This is a genomic window from Streptomyces sp. NPDC048142 (assembly GCF_043202835.1).
In the GTDB taxonomy this organism is placed as follows: Bacteria; Actinomycetota; Actinomycetes; order Streptomycetales; family Streptomycetaceae; genus Streptomyces.
Genome location: NZ_JBIDBC010000012.1, coordinates 103,358 through 120,477, shown reverse-complemented (window position 1 = coordinate 120,477; position 17,120 = coordinate 103,358). Strand labels below are relative to the sequence as shown.

Below are 17,120 nucleotides of genomic sequence, written 5' to 3'. Positions count from 1 at the left end.
CGCAGGGGCCGGCGACCGGAGCCGTCGGGCGCGAGGTACGCCGTAGACGGCATCAACAGCCGGTGAATGCCATCCAGAACAGGCCGGTGACCGTGACTGCGACGGACACTCCCCCGCCTCTCACTCAAAGACCGAATAAGAGCCCAGTTCAAGCAACATGGAAGATGTACTTCAGCGCAAAATAGCAGACGCCATGCAGCCCGGCCACAAGAACGGGGACCTTCAGCGAAAGCGAGAGCTTTTCCCGGATCTCTCCACCGGAATCCATCCCACCCTGCCCCAGAAGAGGGAGGATGGACCTCTTTATCTTTTTGGCCGATGGATATCCGCACCATTCCCCAGCAGGAGACTTCCCGACGACGCAGGCCCTGATCTCATACCCACCCCTGAGTTCAAGTGTCAGTCCGCCGCCCGTCCGCACCCGCGCGATGCAACGATAGGGGATGACTGTCTCCGTGAACCAATTTCGCACGGCGATCGATTCACCAAGCAGGTAGATACGAGGGCGATAGGTGAGGACCCAGGCCAGCCATGCAATCGCGGCACTGATCGCTCCACCGACCATCGACCGGTTGATCAGCGGCTCGCCACTACCACCCGGACTTGCCGCGAGAAATACCCCGCACGCGAACATGGCAGCGGAACCCGCCAGCCCCAGGTAGCGGACCTTGCTGTAGAACTCATTACCTTTTCGCGTTACGGCTGTGACGTTTCTCGACATCACCAATCACCTCATTGGGCCTGGGTGGACCTGCGGACGCAGACCCACCCAGGCGATCACACCAGATGCTCAGCCACACCAGGATGGCGCGTTCATCGTCGTACCACAGCCCGCCTGACCCAGGAGAGTGTTGGCACCGACCACTCCCCCGCGGAACATCCTGTCTGGGCGTGCCGCATGCGCACCTCGTTTGGGCGCCGCATGCTTCCCGGACCCCGTCGAAGCATGTCTCCCCATCGGAAGGTTCCTTCCGATTCCCGCACCCTTGGCGAAATGATTGATCGCCACCCCGCCGACTTTGGCCAGACCCAACCCTATCAACGCCCCTGTCGCATTCGCACGGAAGTTCACACCGGCTACTGCAGGACCATGCTCGCCGTAGTCAGCGGCGTACTTCGCGCCAACCACAATAGCGCTGACGAAAACACAGCCCACCAGGGAAGCGACGCAGACTGCAAAAGCTCCCACCTCCAGCCATCCCCTCCAGTGGTCCTGAGGGTTGACGAATGCATCTACCGTATTTTCCCAAGCCGCGCCCCAGTTGCCCTTCATGATGCTGCCGAAGATGCCGTCCTTCTTGCGCTGCTCCGCGGCAGCATCGCGAGCTCGGTCATCGTAGAACTTCTTGCGCTGAGCCTTGGCATCGGCCGCGTACTTGCGGGCGTGCTTGTCGTCGATCATGTAGTGGGCGGGGTTGGCCCGGTAGTTCCTGTACTTCCGCTGTGAATCAGCGTCCTTCTTCGGTGCCTGCTTCCAGACCCACTTGCCGCTCTTCTTCGTATAGCCGGCCGTCATCCCCCGGTCGTTCGCCCACCGCTCGTCGTTGTACGAGTTGCCGCCCACCGGACCGTCCGGGCGCAGGCCCGTCGGATCCGACTTGGTGAGCGGGCTGTTGTGGGCGTAGCTGTAGGCGTTCATCTGAGCCGGATCATTGAAGTCGATGACCGGGTCGACGGACAGGAATCGGCCCAGGACCGGATCGTACTCGCGGGCGCCCAGGTGCGTGAGGCCTGTGGGGTCGTTCGTGCCGCCGACGAAGCCACGGTTGCCGAAGACCGCCGACTGCTCGGAGCGCAGACCGCCGAACGGCAGCTGCTTCCTGCGGGTCAGGCCGAGCGTGCCGACCGCGATGGCCGTCATCGCCGTGCCCTGGTGGTCGTTGATCAGGTAGGCGATGGCATTGCCGTTGCGCACCGCCACCGTCTCGCCGTTGTGCGTGTAGTACCGGGTCGCGGTCTTCGTGCCGTTCGCCGCGAGGTTCAGCTGATCGCCGTTGGGGAGCGTGAGGGTGCTGGACCCGTCGCCGTTCTTCGCGATGATGCGGTTGCCGTCGGCGTCGTACGTGTAGCTGGTCTGCTTGCCGGCTTCGGTGAGCGTCGCCAGGTGGCCTTCGGCGTCCCACGTCAGGCTCTGGACCTTGGAGCCGATGGTGCGCTTGGTCGTGTTGCCGGTCTTGTCGTACGCGAAGGTGCTCGTACGCCCGTCGTCCGGTCCGCCGGTGACGGAGGCCTGCTGCACCGCGTGCGGCCGGTCGCTGCCGGGAGCCGGCTGGGTGTAGTCGGTGACGGCGTCCGTCGTCCCGGCCGAGGTGGCGTGCTCGGTCTGCTGCGTGCGGTTGCCGAGCTTGTCGTAGCCGTAGCTGTGCCAGTACGCGTCCGGACCGCCGACCGTGGAGGCCGAGGGGGCCGCCGCGCAGTCGGTCTTCGCCGTCCACGCTTCGGTCAGCCGGCCCAGCGGGTCATTGGTGAAGCACTGGGTGTCGGTGGACTTCTGCGCGTCCTGGCCGCTGACGTTGGTCACTCCGGTGACGTTGCCCGCCGGGTCGTACGCGTACGTGGTGTCGTCCACGCGCTGGGGAGCGACGTCCCGGTCGGTGGTCTGCCGAACGACCTGGCCGGTGTGTTCGTCGTAGACCTGCGTCTTGTAGGCCTTCTTGCCGAGGTTCGCGCTGAATTCAGTACGTACTGGCCTGGAGAAGACGTCGTACCGCGTGTTCGAGACCAGCGCGTCGTACTGGCCACTGGTACGGAACGGCTGATCGTCGCCGTTGTAGTTCGTCGTCACCCGCTCGGCCGGTATGTTGCCCACGGCCGGATTCAGGGTCCAGAGCAGCGCCCCGGTCTCCGGCCGGTATCCGTACTTCCAGGTGAAGGTGCCCGCCAGGCCACCTGCGGCGGAAGGAACGGTGCTCGTCGTGGACGTCGGCTGATAGCGGTCGTTGAAGCCGTCGGTCGCCGTGGTGTACGCGGCGCCCCCGGCGTAGCGCGTGCTGCTGGTCAGCCGGCCCTTGGCGAGAGTGTCATAGGTCCACTTCGACAACAGGGTGTCGCCCTGCTTGACCTCGGTCTTGCGGCCCAGCACGTCGTACTCCGTGGTGAGCGTGACACCGCGTTCGTCGGTCGTGGTGACCGGCTGGCCGAGGTCGTTGTACGTCGTCTCCGTGACGCCCTTGTCCGGGTCATCGCTCTTGGTCTTCTGACCCCGGCTGTCGAACGTGTAGCTCCAGACGTTGCCGTCGGGGTCCGTGACCTTGCTCGGCTCGTCGTACTTGCCGTACGCGTACGTCGTCTTCTGGGACGCCGTACGTGCGGTGTTCGTGTACTGGAGGAGTTCGGTCGTGCGTCCGCGCGCGTCCGTCACGGTCGTGGTGGCCGTGCCGCCCTTCGGCGGGATGACGGTGGTGCGGTCCCCCTCGTACGCCGTCCTGCTGCGCCACTGCTCGTCGCCGAACTTCACCGACAGGGCGTCCGTGACCCGGCCCAGCCCGTCGAAGTGGTTCTGCACCGCCGCCGGCACGGTGTTCACCGCGGCGGAGGACAGGGCCGCCGACGGTGCGCCCTTGGCGTAGTAGGGGGCGTACGTCTGCCAGGCCCAGCCACGGGTGTCGTAGTGGGTCTCGGTCATGATCCGGTCCTGGGTGCCGGTGGCCGGGGCCTGCGTCTGGCGCTCGCGCAGCAGACCGTCGTAGAGCGCGTAGGTGGTTCGGTAGTCGCCGTTCTGCTTCAGCGTCTTGGTGACGACGGCGTTCGCGGCGCTCTTGGAGATCGTGTAGCCGTACTCCGCCGAGGGCTTGTCCGCGTGGTCGGCCTTGGCCCAGCCCGGCTCCCACACCTTCAGCACGCGGCCGAGACCGTCGTGGACGGCGTCGGTGCGCTTGCCGTTCGCGTCCACCGCTGAGGTGACCACGCCACGCACCGGGTCGCGGGTGGTGGTCGCCTCGTGGCCGAGGGCGTTGGTCACGGTGACCGTTGTCGGCGCCTTGAAGGTGGCAGGAGCGTAGTCGGTCCTGGTGGTGTTCTTCAGGGCGTCCGTGGAGGTCTTCTCCCGGCCGTGCGGGTCGTAGGTGTGGGTGGCGGTGGTGAGGTAACCGGTCCCCTTGGCATCCTGCTCGTCGAGCCGCGTCACATCGCCCTTGACCGGTGCGGCGGTCAGGCTGGTCGCACCGTCGTAGTAGTGGCGCGCTGCCGAGATCAGGTCCGCCGGAAGGGACGGCGTCGTACCGCAGGCCTTGGCCACGGTCCTGGTCTCGGAGATCGTCGTGAGGATGTTGCGCGACGCGTTGCGGACGTAGGTGTTGGTGGTGCACTCCTCGTCGCCCGTCTTCGCCGTGTCCCCGAGCGAGGACTCGGTCAGCGTCTGGCCGAGGGCGTCGAAGGTGCGTTCGGTGCGGGTGGTGCGCCAGCCCGCGCCCACGGCCGTACGGGTCTGCTCGCTCTTGCCGGCCGTGGCGTACGCGTAGCGGGTGGGCAGACCTTCGGCACGGGTTTCCGTGGCCGTCGCGGCCGAGCGCCACGGCTCGTGACTGGTGGTGGTTTCGAGCTTGCCACCGTCCCAGTTGTACGTGGCCTCTTCACGGGTCATGCCGGCGAAGGCTTCTCTGTCGGTGACGGCGACGCCTTCGTGGTCCTTGACCGCGGCCCCGTCGATGCCCCGGAAGTAGCGGTACTCCTTCAGGGTCCGCTTGTCCGGTGCGACGCCGCTGCGCACCTGGACCCGGCCGTATCCCTTGCGGTCGCCGTAGGTGAGGTGCTTGGCGTCGGTGAACTCGTCGTCCTTGGACTTGGCCCAGGCCATGCCGTCCAGATACGCGTAGTCCGTCTGCTTGGCGGGGGCGCCGCCCGTCTTGTCGGTCTCCAGGATCTGGGTGACGACGTAGGCGTGGAACCAGTCGAGGTACGGCTCGTAGTCCGCGGCCGGGGCGTCCGGCGGAGACCACTTCACCGGATAGCAGCGCCGCTTGTTGGACGTGGGCGTGGGGATGCTGCCCGCCTTGCAGTCGGGCGGCGAATAGGTGACGCCGATCGTGCCGCCGGTCTCGGTGTCGATGCCGTGGACGCGGTAGCGCCACAGTGGCGGCACCGGGTCCGGGTCGCCTCCGGTGGTGGCTCCCTCGACGCGGTTCGGCAGGGCCTGGCCCTTGAACGTCACGGAGGGGAGGGTGACGGATCCGGTTCCGCCGTGACCGGTGCGGGTGATCGACTTCAGCCAGAGCGCCGGATCGCTGCCGTCGCCGGTCGCGGGGAACTGGTGGGCGAGGGTCCAGGTGTCGACCGGCTTGAAGGCCGTGCCGACGAGCACCGACGTGTCGATCTTCGTCAGACGCTTACGGTTCCAGAACGAGGGCGAGTAGCGGTCCTTGCACTCGGTGCCCTTGGCGCAGTACCGGTCGAAGGGGACGTCGGGCCAGTTCTTCGCGTGCGCCTTGTCGAAGGTGTCGCAGTCGCTCAGGCAGCGCTCGCTGTTCGTGAAGTCGATCTTGGCTGCGGGCTCGGCGTAGAAGTTGCTGGACCGCAGACCGTACTCGATGCGCTTCAGTGCGCCACCGCGGATGTACGGGGTCGCGGTGGACGCCCCCGTGTTGGGGTTGACGTTGCGACCGTAGTAGTTGGTCTCCTTGTCCCAGTAGTACGTCATGGCGTCGCCGTGCGGGTCGATGACCGCGTCCAGGTTCCAGCGCCAGGCCTGCTGGCACCAGGCGTCCTTGAACGACGCCGCGTAGCAGGGCTCACCGCTCTGGTTGCCGAAGACCGGCACGGTCCAGGTCGATTCGGTCTCGTCCTTGCCCGTGGTCCAGCCCTTCGGGCGGTTGTAGCCGAAGTAGTAGCGCGTACCGTCCGGGGTCGTCACCCGCCAGTACTCACCGTCGTTGTCACCGTTGGCCAGCGAGGTGTTGGTGAACTTCTCGGCCTTGGTGCCGTCGTCGCTCTCCAGGTGCCACTCACCGGTGGTGGAGTCCTTGATCAGGGTGTTGGACCGGCCGCCGAGGTTGATGACGGCGTTGTCCTTCTTCCAGCACAGGTCGCCGACCTTGGCGGTGGTGGTGCTGTTCTTCGTGTCCTCGGTGCAGGAGATGTACTGGCGCTCGATGTAGCCCGGCTCCATGGACCAGCCGTCGCCGATGCCGTTGGCCTGGTTGTTCGTCGAAGCGGTACGGCCGTCGACCGACTGCGAGGAGTAGCCCAGCTTCAGGTCCGGAACCGCACTGCCCGCGACGCCCGGTGCGGAGATCGGGTACGTCCAGGAGAACGCCCCGGTCGAGCCGCCCGCGGACCAGGACGCGGACGGGGCGAGCGAGGTGGCCCCGAAGTCGCCGGACGAGCCGGCCGCAGCGGCTGTCGCGGCCAGCAGCACGGTGCCGCTGGAGACCGCACGGGCGCCGGCCTTCGGCGCGACGGGGTCGGCGCCCGCGGTGCGGGAGGTGGTCTCCGCGGTGGCCGCGGGCAGCCGTACGGCAGCCTCGATCGAGCCCGCCTTCACGTCGTTGCTGGTGGGGAGGGCCTCGCCGGTGACGCAGCCCTTCTTGCCCGGGGTGGTCAGCGCACAGGCGGGGAGCGTCCTCAGCGTGAGGCGGGAGGCCCAGTCACCGCCGTAGGCGTTCCGGAAGCCGGAGTAGTCGACCTTGACGTCCACGGCGCCCTCGGCCCCCGCGGTGGGGCGGAGGGCGAACACGACGCCCTCGACGTCCAGCGCGTCGGTGGTGGCGCGGTCGAGGACCTGGACCTGGACCTTCTTCGGGCCGGCCTTCGGAGCCTGACCGGAAGCGGACGTTCGGGCGGCGGACTTCTTCGTCGGCTTCACCGCCCCGGAGCCGGCCAGGCCCACGCTGACGGGGAGGGCGCCGGCCTTCACCTGAGCTCCGTTGGCACGGAGCGCGGGAGTCGCCGTGCCCGGCTCGGGCCAGGCGACCTTGGCCTTCTTCCACGGATGCCGGGAAGTCTGGTCGGGCTTGCCCGCACCCTTCTTCTTCACCTCGTCGGTGGGCACCGGGTCCGGCTTTCCCAGCCCCAGCAGGTCGAGCTCGGCGGCTGCCGCTACCGGCCCGCCCAGCAGTCCCGCGAACAGGAACGCGGCGAGGACGGCGGCTACCGGTCGCGCCCGTCCTCTCACCCGTCCCGTACTGACGTCCCCACCCGTAAGCATGCGCAGAACTCCCCACCCTGTTGCCGCAAAAGGTCATGGCTGAGGACGGAAGCTAGCAGGGACTCCACAGGTTCAGCGCAGTTCGTGCGCAACGATTCAGCCAGATCCGATTACGCCGCACATAAATGAGTGTGCACTTCATTGAGAGATGAACCGAAATAAGAAGAATCACCACCACCAAATCAGCCATTCGATACGGCATCACCAGGGCATTACTTTCATCACGCTTCCCCCACGTTCTAGGGTGCGACTCGTACTCACTCGGGAGGGGACTTCTCTAATGGAACGTTTGCGACGCAAGACCAAATGGAGAACAAAGCGGGGCATCACGGGGGCGGCAACACTCGCCGCCCTCCTGGCGCTCGGTGTTCCCCACTACCAGCAGGAAGCCGCAGCCGCGGAATCCGAGGCGGCCACGACGCCTCAAGTATCGAAGAACGACGCCACGGCCGCGGCCACTGCGCAGGCTTCGAAAACCGGCCGACCGGCCGAGGTGCTCGCCCAACGCACCGAGACATCACAGCTGTTCGCCAATCCTGATGGCTCCTTTACCCAAGAGACGTACGCACTACCGAAGTTCGTGCGCAAGGACGGCAAACTCGTACCCTTTGACACGACGTTGAAAGCCCATGCGGACGGAGTTCTTTCGCCGAGGGCGACCGAGGTGGACGTACGCTTTTCCGGCGGCGGCGAAGGTGCCATGGTGACCGTCGAGCGCGACGGCCGCAGCATGTCCTGGACCTGGCCCCGGCCGCTGCCCGAGCCGGACGTCGACGGGGACACCGTGACGTACGGAAACGTCCTCACCGACGTTGACCTCAAGCTCAAGGCGAGCCCCGCCGGATTCACCAGTCTTCTCGTCGTCAAGTCGGCGGCGGCCGCCGCCGACCCGGCGCTCAGGCGCGTCCAGTTCGACCTGGACACCAAGGGCCTGGAGGCGCGCACCGACTCCCACGGCAACTTCACGGCGGTCAACCCGGCCGGCGAGGAAGTCTTCACCGCCCCGACGCCCCTGATGTGGGACAGCAGCTCAGCTGCGGCTCCGGCGACCCTCTCGGCCCGCAGTGCCGCCACCGAACCTCCGTCGCCCTCAGACGAGTTCGAACCCGGCTACGGCGCGCAGCAGGCGACCATGGACCTCGCGGTCACGGACGGGAAGCTGAGCCTCACCCCGGACCAGGAACTCCTGACCGGTGAGGACACGCAGTACCCGGTGCTGCTGGACCCGGCCGTCTCCGGGTCCCGCCACTCCTGGACGATCGCCTACAAGAAGCACCCGAACAGCTCGTTCTTCAACGGTGCGAACTGGAACACCGTCAAGGGCACCACGACTGCCCGCGTCGGGTACGAGAGCGTGACCAACGGGCTGGCCCGGTCCTTCTTCCGGATGAACGCCAGCAACTTGTGGTCCACCAAGAAGGTGGTCTCCTCGTCCACCTTCCGGATCAAGAACACCTGGTCCTGGTCGTGCACCAACCGGACCGTCGAGCTCTGGGCGACCAGCGCGATCTCCTCGTCCACCACCTGGAACAAGCAGCCCACGTGGCGGAAGAAGCTGGACTCCGTCAACGACTCCCGCGGCTACGACTCGGGCTGCCCGGCGGGCAACCTCGCCTTCGACGTGACCGCGGCGGCGAAGGACGGCATCGCCAACCGGTGGAACACGCTCACCTTCGGCATGCGGGCCTCCAGCGAGAGCGACGTCTACGGGTGGAAGAAGTTCGACGCCAACTCGGCCACGCTTTCGACGACGTACAACACCGTGCCCAACGTGCCGAACAGCCTGGACACCATTCCCAGCTCCGGCGGGTGCGACACGGTCGCTCCATACACCACGATCGGGAACACCGACGTCACCCTGACCGCCAAGGTCTCCGACGCGGACGGGGGAACGGTCCGCGCCCAGTTCCGCATGTGGAGGACCAACAGGCTGGCCGGCGGGACCGAGATTTTCAACCAGATCGTGTCTGCCACTTCCGGCACGGTGGCGAAGGTCAAGGTCCCCAAGGCCACGCTCCAGCAGCACCTGGCCGCGGCGAACGGCCACTTCGGGTGGAAGGTGCAGACACTCGACGCGACGTCCAAGTCCGCCTGGACGCCATCAGGCATCTGCGGGTTCACGTTCGACCCCACCCGGCCCAGCACCCCGCCCACCATCAGCTCCCAGCAGTTCCCCGACGGGACGGACGGCTGGCCCGCCACCACCGGGGAGGCCCGCACCGCCGGGACCTTCGTCCTCGGCGACGGAGGCGTCAACGACGTGAAGTCGTACGAGTACTGGAGTGACTGGGACCCCGCTGTGCGCACCGTCACACCCAACACCGACCTCGACGGAGACGGCAGGATCGATGCCAAACTCGTCCTGACCCCGCCCGCCGCCGGATCACAGCGGCTCTACGTCCGCAGCCTCGACGCCGCACAGAATCGCTCCGACCGGGCCTCCTACCTCTTCTACGCGAACGGGCTCTCGGTCCCCGACAAGGCCGGCGACCTCAACGGGGACGATCACGCCGACCTCTACGGTGTCCGGAACAACGGCGAACTGTGGCTCTACCCCGGTCAGGGCAACGGCTACATCGGAGTCGGAACCGTCGCGAGCAACAGCGACTTCACTCAAGCCGGCATCACCCACCGCGGCGACTGGACGGGGGACGGCCTCGAAGACCTCGTCGCCATCCTTCCCGGAGACGGCGGCAAGACCCTGCGGCTCTACCCGAACAACGGAGTCGGCTGGGCCTGCACCGCACGCGACGAGCAGGCCGACGGGCACTCGCGCTCCTGTCTGTACGACCGCCAGGAGCTCGCCGTCTTCGAGGAGGCGAACAACCACTGGGCGAACGCCGACCAGATCCTCGCCATCGGTGACGTCGACGGCCCCCTCGACACCGACAGCGACGGCACCAGCGATGTCGCCGGCTACCCCGATCTTCTGGTGAAGGAGGGCGACCTCCTCTGGCTGTACTTCGGTTCCGCATCCCTCTACCTCGACGACACCCGCGCGCCCGTCCTCGTCAGCAGTGGCAACTGGTCCAACTACGACCTGCTGGCCCCCGGTGACCGCACCGGCAATGGACGCGTCGACCTCATCGCCCGGAACAAGACCAGCGGAGACCTCCGCCTCTACGAAGGCATCGGCCCCGCGGGCGAAGGCCTCGGCAACGGCCCCACGGCGACCGTCACCAAGACCGACTGGACACTCGCCCACCGGCCGCTGCTCACCGCGTTTCCCGACGCCGGCTCCGACAACAGAGCCGACGCCTTCGCCACGGGCAGCGACGGCAAGCTCTACGTCTATCCCAACCTCTCCGGCAGCGGCGTCGCCGTCGGAGCCGGCGGCTGGCTCGACTTCCAGGCCCTCAGCTGACGGACGGACCAGCGGCACCGATGGGGGCCTCCCGCCACTGTGGCGGGAGGCCCCCATCGCGCCCGCAGGCGCTACCAGGCGAACGCCTCCGGCGAAGCCCCCGGCCCCGGGAAGATCTCCTCCAGGCCCGTGAGCACGGCCTCCGGGAGGTCCAGTTCCAGGGCGCGCAGGGCGCTGTCCAGCTGGCCGGCGGTGCGCGGGCCGACGATCGGGCCCGTGATGCCGGGGCGGGTCAGCAGCCAGGCCAGGGCCGCTTCGCCGGGCTCCAGGCCGTGCTTGTCGAGCAGGTCCTCGTACGCCTGGAGCTGCGCGCGGGTGGCGGGGTCGGCCAGGGCGTCGGCCGCGCGGCCCGAGGTGCGGCGGCCGCCTTCGGTGGTCTTCCTGATGACGCCGCCCAGCAGCCCGCCGTGCAGCGGCGACCAGGGGATGACCCCGAGTCCGTAGTCCTGCGCGGCCGGGATGACCTCCATCTCGGCGCGGCGTTCGGCGAGGTTGTAGATGCACTGCTCGCTGACCAGGCCGAGCGAACCCCGGCGGGCGGCCTGCTCGTTGGCCTGGGCGATCTTGTAGCCGGGGAAGTTCGACGAACCGGCGTAGAGGATCTTGCCCTGCTGGACCAGGACGTCGATCGCCTGCCAGATCTCGTCGAAGGGCGTGTTCCGGTCGACGTGGTGGAACTGGTACAGATCGATGTGGTCGGTCTGGAGGCGCTTGAGCGAGGCGTCGACCGACCGCCGGATGTTCACGGCGGAGAGCTTGTCGTGGTTCGGCCAGGCATCGCCGTCGGCGGCCATGTTCCCGTACATCTTGGTGGCCAGGACCACCTTGTCGCGCCGGCCGCCGCCCTGGGCGAACCAGGTGCCGAGGATCTCCTCGGTGCGCCCCTTGTTCTCACCCCAGCCGTAGACGTTGGCCGTGTCGAAGAAGTTCAGGCCCGCGCCGAGCGCGGAGTCCATGATCGCGTGGCTGTCCGACTCGTTGGTCTGCGGGCCGAAGTTCATCGTCCCGAGAACGAGCCGGCTGACCTTGAGTCCCGTACGTCCGAGCTGTGTGTACTCCATGGCCCCCAAGCCAACTCCTTCGAGTCCACTCCAGGCAAGCATGGCTCCAGGACGCGCCGGGCCGCCCGGCGGCGTGCGACACCGCCCGGCGGCCCGCCGGTCCCGCCGGTCTCAGCCGCCGAGGGCGGCCCCCACGGCGACGACGACGAATATCAGCACGAGCACGGCCGCCATGATGCGGTTTCTGGTCTTCGGGTCCACCCTTCGAGCGTAACGGCACCGCTCACCGTCCCAGCCGCCAGGACCGCACCACCTCATGGCGCGGCTGCTCCCCCGGCACCCCGGACACCGGCAGATCGCTCCGTACGAGACTCAGCTCCCCGGCCTCCCAGCGCTCCCCCTCGAACCCCGCCAGCGCCGCGGTGAACGGTCCCAGGTCCGCCTCGCCCCGGCTCCGGGCCAGCGTGAGGTGCGGGGTGTGGCGGCGGTGCTCCTCCATCGGCAGTCCGGCCCGCCGGGCGGCGGCGTCGGCGCGCCCGGCGAGCAGCCGCAGCGTGTCGAGCCCGCCCGCCGCCCCGGCCCACAGCACCCGCCCGCCGTAGTGCCCCGCACCGCGCACCCGGAGCGGGAAGCGGTCGGTGCGGTGCGCGGCGCGCTCCAGGCGGGTCTCCAGCTCCGGCCGTACGTCCTCCGGCACCTCGCCGTAGAACGCCAGCGTGAAGTGCCAGCTCTCGGGGCCCGTCCAGCGCAGGTCCCGCGCACCGGGCAGGGTGCGGATCGGTGCGAGAGCCGTACGGAGTTCGGCGACCGCCCCGGCGGGCGGGAGGACGGCGGCGAACAGGCGCTGGGCGGGCGGACGGCCGGGGCTGTGGCTGCTCATGCGCGCGAGTCTGGCAGGTCCGGGCGTGTCCGGGGCGCCGGGCCTATCGTTGTACTACGCGGCTGCCCGCACGCCCGTGCGGCAGCGGGGAGGAGCGGCACGATGACCGTCGTAGACACCGACAGGATCGACATGGCCGACACCAGCGACGAGCGCACCCTGGACATGATGTTCGAGTGGCTTGAGCCCGTCCCCGAGGGATTCAAGGTCGAGATCGTCGAGGGGAACGTCTACATGTCGCCGCAGCGGGACACGCACTGGGAGATCACCTTCGACATCCTGGAGCAGCTGCGCACCACCTACGAACGCCGGCAGCTGAAAACCGACGTACGCATCGACTTCCCCGGCCTCCTCAACGGCTTCGCCTCCGATGTCGCAGCCCTCTCCGCGGACGCGGCCAAAGGCGAGGACGGCCGCTGGCGGTGCCAGGACATCGAGTTCGTCGCCGAGGTGATCTCCCGGAGCACGGCAGCCAACGACTACGGCTCCAAGAAGGCCGCGTACGCCCTCGCCGGTGTCCCCGTCTACCTCATCGTCGATCCGTACACCGGCACATGGCACCTGCACACGCTGCCCAAGGACGACGAGTACCGCAGCGTCCTGAGCCTGGACTTCGGGACCCCGGTCGACCTGACGTCGACCGTCGTCGGTCTCACCCTGACCACCGACGCCTTCCCCCGCGACTGACCCCGCCGCACGCAGAACGCCCTCCTCCCGGTCGCTCCGGGAGGAGGGCGTTCTGCGCGTACAGCCGTATCCAGTGCGTTACGCCGCCGTCGTCAGCTGCTCGCGCGGGACGAAGCGGACGTGCGGGCGGCCGGGGCGGAGGTCGACCTTCAGGCGGAGGCCGCCGACGCGGGCGAGGGCGAAACCGACGCCCAGGGCGGCGATCACCGAGATCGCACCGCCCGCCGCGAAGCCGGTCCTGGCGCCGTACGTGTCGCTGATCCAGCCGACGATCGGGGCGCCCACCGGCGTACCCCCGACGAAGACCATCATGTACAGGCTCATCACCCGGCCCCGCATCTCCGGGTCGGCGGCCATCTGGACACTCGTGTTCGCGGTGATGTTCGTCGTGAGGCCGAGCATGCCGATCGGGACCAGCAGGATCGAGAACAGCCAGACCGACGGGGACAGCGAGGCGGCGATCTCCAGCAGCCCGAACGCCGTGCCCGCGATCACCAGCATCCGCAGCCGGGTGGCGCGGCGGCGGGCCGAGAGCAGGGCTCCGGCCAGCGAACCGGCGGCCATCAGGATGTTGAAGAAGGAGTACATGCCCGCGCCGCCGTCGAAGACGCCGTCGGCGAAGGCGGTCAGCCAGATCGGGAAGTTGAAGCCGAAGGTGCCGACGAAGCCGACCAGGACGATCGGCCAGATCAGCTCCGGGCGGCCACGGACGTACGTCAGTCCTTCCCGCAGCTGGCCCTTGGCGCGGGGCACCCGTACCGAGGCGTGCAGCTCGTCTCTGCGCATCATCAGCAGCCCGACGAGCGGGGCCAGGAAGGAGAGGCCGTTGAGCAGGAACGCCCAGCCGCTGCCGACCGTGGTGATCAGGACGCCCGCGACGGCGGGGCCGATGAGCCGGGCGGACTGGAAGTTCGCCGAGTTCAGGCTGACCGCGTTGCGGAGCTGCGCGGGGCCGACCATCTCGGAGACGAACGACTGGCGGGCCGGGTTGTCGACGACGGTCACCATGCCGAGCAGGAACGCGATCAGGTAGACGTGCCAGACCTCCACGGCCCCGGAGAGGGTCAGGACGGCCAGGGCGATGCCGCACAGGCCGAGCATGGCCTGGCTGACGAGCAGGATCTGCCGCTTCGGGAGGCGGTCGGCGATGACGCCGCCGTACAGGCCGAAGAGCAGCATGGGCAGGAACTGGAGGGCCGTGGTGATGCCTACGGCGGTGGCGGAACCCGTCAGGCTCAGGACGAGCCAGTCCTGCGTGATGCGGGACATCCAGGTACCGGTGTTGGAGATCACGGCGCCCGTGGCGAACAGGCGGTAGTTACGGATCTTCAGCGACGAGAAGGTCCCGCCGGTCTTGCTCTCGTGGGTGGAAGTCGGTGCGGGGGCGGAGTCTGCTCCGGATCCCGTACTCAAAAGGGTTCATCTCCTCGGGCGTCTGCGGTGTTCGGTCCGACGAGGACGTGACGACGGGCGCGCCGGCGGTGATCCGAGCCGGACCGGATGGCGTGCTTCCGGTCCAGCGGCGGATCACCGCCGGCGCGCCCGCGGGGGTCACAGGTGGGCGAGCTTCTCCAACACGGGCGCTGCGGCCCGAAGCGTCTCCCACTCGTCCTCGTCCAGGCCCTCGGCGAGGTGGGACAGCCAGGCGTTCCGCTTGGTGCGGCTCTCCGCGAGCATGGCCTCGGCCTGCTCGGTCTGGCTGACCCTCTTCTGCCGACGGTCATCGGGGTGCGGTTCGAGCCTGACCAGCCCCTTCGCCTCCAGCAGCGCGACGATGCGGGTCATCGAAGGGGGCTGCACGTGCTCCTTGCGGGCCAGCTCACCGGGGGTGGCCGAGCCGCAACGGGCCAGGGTGCCGAGCACCGACATCTCGGTGGGGCTCAGCGACTCGTCGACACGCTGGTGCTTCAGGCGACGGCCCAGCAGCATCACGGCGGAGCGGAGGGAGCTCACGGCGGCGGCACTGTCGCCGTCGTGGATCAGGTCAGGCATGTTTGTTAGCGTAACTCATTACCCAATCTAAATACCACCCGATGGCGCACTCGCGAAAGTTTGATCACCCGAACGAGTGAGTTCGCAGCGGAAAGTGACGCAAAGAGCGCTCCAGGGCAGCGACCCTGCTGGACATGGGATCGCCAGTGCTCAGCCTGCGGATAGACAGTGAGCTGCTCGACCGACTCCGGCAGCACGCCGCGAAACGCGGAATGAGCGTCCAGGACTACGTGGTCCGGACGCTCATTCGCGACGACTTCGACGAACGCTTCAAGGCGGCCGTCGAGGAGACGGAGAAGTTCTACGACGACTCCGGGGGAAGCCTGACGCCCCCCATCGACTCCAGCGGAAGCGTGACGCCCCCCTTCGACTCCGGAAGGAGCGTGCCGCCGACCGTCGACTCCAGGAGGAGCGTGACGCCACCGGTCACGTGAGGCCGAGCGCCGGCATCGCGTAGTAGAAGACGAACACCGCCGACACCGCGTACATCGCCACCGGCACCTCGCGGCCGCGGCCGGCCGCCAGGCGCAGCACCGAGAAGGCGACGAAGCCGATGCCGATGCCGTTGGTGATCGAGTACGTGAACGGCATCATCACCATCGCGAGGAACGCCGGGACCGCGAGCGTGTAGTCGCTCCAGTCGATGTCCCGCACCGAGCCCGCGATGATCAGGAAGCCGACCGCCAGCAGGGCGGGAGTGGCCGCCTGCGACGGGACCATGGTCGCCAGCGGTGTGAGGAACAGCGCCACCGAGAAGAGCAGACCGGTCACCACGCTCGCCAGTCCGGTGCGGGCGCCTTCGCCGACGCCCGCGGTGGACTCCACGAAGCACGTGGTGGCGGAGGAGGAGCTGCCGCCGCCCGCGGCGACCGCGATGCCGTCCACGAACAGCACCTTGTTCATGCCGGGGAAGTTGCCGTTCTCGTCGATCAGCTTCGCCTCGTCGCCGACGCCCAGGATGGTGCCCATCGCGTCGAAGAAGCAGGACAGCAGCACGGTGAAGACGAACAGGATGCCCGTCAGATAGCCGACCTTGGCGAAGCCGCCGAAGAGGCTCACCTCACCGAGCAGCCCGAAGTCCGGCGCGGAGACCGGATTGCCCGGCCACGACGGCGTCGTCAGACCCCAGGCCCCCTCGGGCAGCCCGGCCACCGCGTCGATGACCACGGCGAGGACCGTCATGGCGACGATCGAGATCAGGATCGCGCCGGGCACCTTGCGCACGATCAGCGCGAGCGTGAGCAGCGCACCGAGGACGAAGACGAGCACCGGCCAGCCGGCGAGGTGGCCGTCGGCGCCGAGCTGGAGCGGCACGGTGGTGTTGGCCTCGTCCGGGACGCGCGAGACGAAGCCGGAGTCGACGAGACCGATCAGCAGGATGAAGAGGCCGATGCCGATCGCGATGCCCTTGCGGAGCGACTTCGGTACGGCGTTCATCACGCGTTCCCGCAGCCCGGTCGCGACCAGCAGCATCACCACGATGCCCGCGAGGACGACCATGCCCATCGCGTCCGGCCAGCTCATCCGGGGGGCGAGCTGGAGCGCGACGACGGTGTTGACGCCGAGACCGGCGGCGAGCGCGATCGGCACGTTGCCGATGACGCCCATCAGCAGCGTGGAGAACGCGGCGGTCAGCACGGTCGCGGTGACCAGCTGGCCGTTGTCGAGGTAGTTCTTGTGCATGTCCTGGGCGCTGCCCAGGATGATCGGGTTGAGCACGATGATGTAGGCCATCGCGAAGAACGTGGCAAACCCGCCGCGGAACTCGCGTGCGACGGTCGACCCCCGCTCGGAGATCTTGAAGAACCGGTCCAGGCCGCCCTTGGGCTGCGGAGCCGAGGAGGGCGGGGCGTCGACCGGAGCGGTGGCCGAGGGGGGCATGGGTGACCTCAGTCGTACGTAGGGGGTGGAGCGAAGGGAGGCGGAGCAAAGGGGCGAACGGCGATCGAAATTGGATGTTCAGACGAACAATTCGAGCCACCCCAAAGCAGATTCAGTATGAATACATAAGGCGAAGATCGCTATCTCCGCGCGTAGACCCCTGTGCCGACCGGC

9 protein-coding genes and 1 pseudogene are annotated in these 17,120 nt (G+C 68.1%); 3 read left to right on the top strand and 7 right to left on the bottom strand.

What is annotated here, in order from left to right:
• Window positions 1–148: 148 nt before the first annotated feature.
• Both ACGF2Y_RS17815 and ACGF2Y_RS17810 read right to left on the bottom strand, forming a co-directional pair.
• The gene (locus ACGF2Y_RS17815) at window positions 149–721 is read right to left on the bottom strand and encodes a hypothetical protein (protein ID WP_392947991.1); all 573 of its coding nucleotides are present in this window, start codon (window positions 719–721) and stop codon (window positions 149–151) included.
• A gap of 69 nt (window positions 722–790) precedes the next feature.
• Window positions 791–7,141: an RHS repeat-associated core domain-containing protein gene (locus ACGF2Y_RS17810; protein WP_392947989.1), complete on the bottom strand. Its 6,351-nt coding sequence runs from the start codon at window positions 7,139–7,141 to the stop codon at window positions 791–793.
• 700 nt (window positions 7,142–7,841) lie between these two features.
• On the opposite strand from ACGF2Y_RS17810, the gene ACGF2Y_RS17805 reads away from it, so the two are divergent.
• Complete coding sequence (locus ACGF2Y_RS17805) at window positions 7,842–10,505, top strand: VCBS repeat-containing protein (protein WP_392947987.1); 2,664 nt, start codon at window positions 7,842–7,844, stop codon at window positions 10,503–10,505.
• A gap of 71 nt (window positions 10,506–10,576) precedes the next feature.
• On the opposite strand, the gene ACGF2Y_RS17800 is transcribed toward ACGF2Y_RS17805, so the two are convergent.
• Both ACGF2Y_RS17800 and thpR read right to left on the bottom strand, forming a co-directional pair.
• A complete protein-coding gene (locus ACGF2Y_RS17800) occupies window positions 10,577–11,566 on the bottom strand; it encodes an aldo/keto reductase (RefSeq protein WP_392947984.1) in 990 nt (329 codons plus the stop codon).
• 223 nt (window positions 11,567–11,789) lie between these two features.
• Window positions 11,790–12,386, bottom strand: a complete 597-nt coding sequence (thpR, locus tag ACGF2Y_RS17795) for an RNA 2',3'-cyclic phosphodiesterase (protein WP_392947981.1) — start codon at window positions 12,384–12,386, stop codon at window positions 11,790–11,792.
• A 102-nt stretch (window positions 12,387–12,488) separates the two neighbouring features.
• Here thpR and ACGF2Y_RS17790 point away from each other — a divergent pair, with 102 nt between their 5' ends.
• Window positions 12,489–13,073 carry a Uma2 family endonuclease gene (locus tag ACGF2Y_RS17790; RefSeq protein WP_392947979.1) on the top strand — a complete coding sequence of 195 codons (585 nt, stop codon included), beginning with the start codon at window positions 12,489–12,491 and terminating at the stop codon, window positions 13,071–13,073.
• A 78-nt stretch (window positions 13,074–13,151) separates the two neighbouring features.
• On the opposite strand, the gene ACGF2Y_RS17785 is transcribed toward ACGF2Y_RS17790, so the two are convergent.
• Both ACGF2Y_RS17785 and ACGF2Y_RS17780 read right to left on the bottom strand, forming a co-directional pair.
• Window positions 13,152–14,486 carry an MFS transporter gene (locus ACGF2Y_RS17785; protein ID WP_392947976.1) on the bottom strand — a complete coding sequence of 445 codons (1,335 nt, stop codon included), beginning with the start codon at window positions 14,484–14,486 and terminating at the stop codon, window positions 13,152–13,154.
• Window positions 14,487–14,624: 138 nt separating this feature from the next.
• Window positions 14,625–15,065, bottom strand: a complete 441-nt coding sequence (locus ACGF2Y_RS17780; protein ID WP_007452526.1) for a MarR family winged helix-turn-helix transcriptional regulator — start codon at window positions 15,063–15,065, stop codon at window positions 14,625–14,627.
• A 134-nt stretch (window positions 15,066–15,199) separates the two neighbouring features.
• Between ACGF2Y_RS17780 and ACGF2Y_RS17775 the strand changes: the two are divergent.
• A pseudogene (locus tag ACGF2Y_RS17775) lies at window positions 15,200–15,382 on the top strand (ribbon-helix-helix protein, CopG family); the annotation flags it as partial.
• Between the two features lie 109 nt (window positions 15,383–15,491).
• Here the strand turns inward: ACGF2Y_RS17775 and ACGF2Y_RS17770 are convergent.
• Window positions 15,492–16,946, bottom strand: coding sequence for an NCS2 family permease (locus ACGF2Y_RS17770; RefSeq protein ID WP_392947972.1), 1,455 nt, complete (start codon window positions 16,944–16,946; stop codon window positions 15,492–15,494).
• Between the last annotated feature and the right edge of the window lie 174 nt (window positions 16,947–17,120).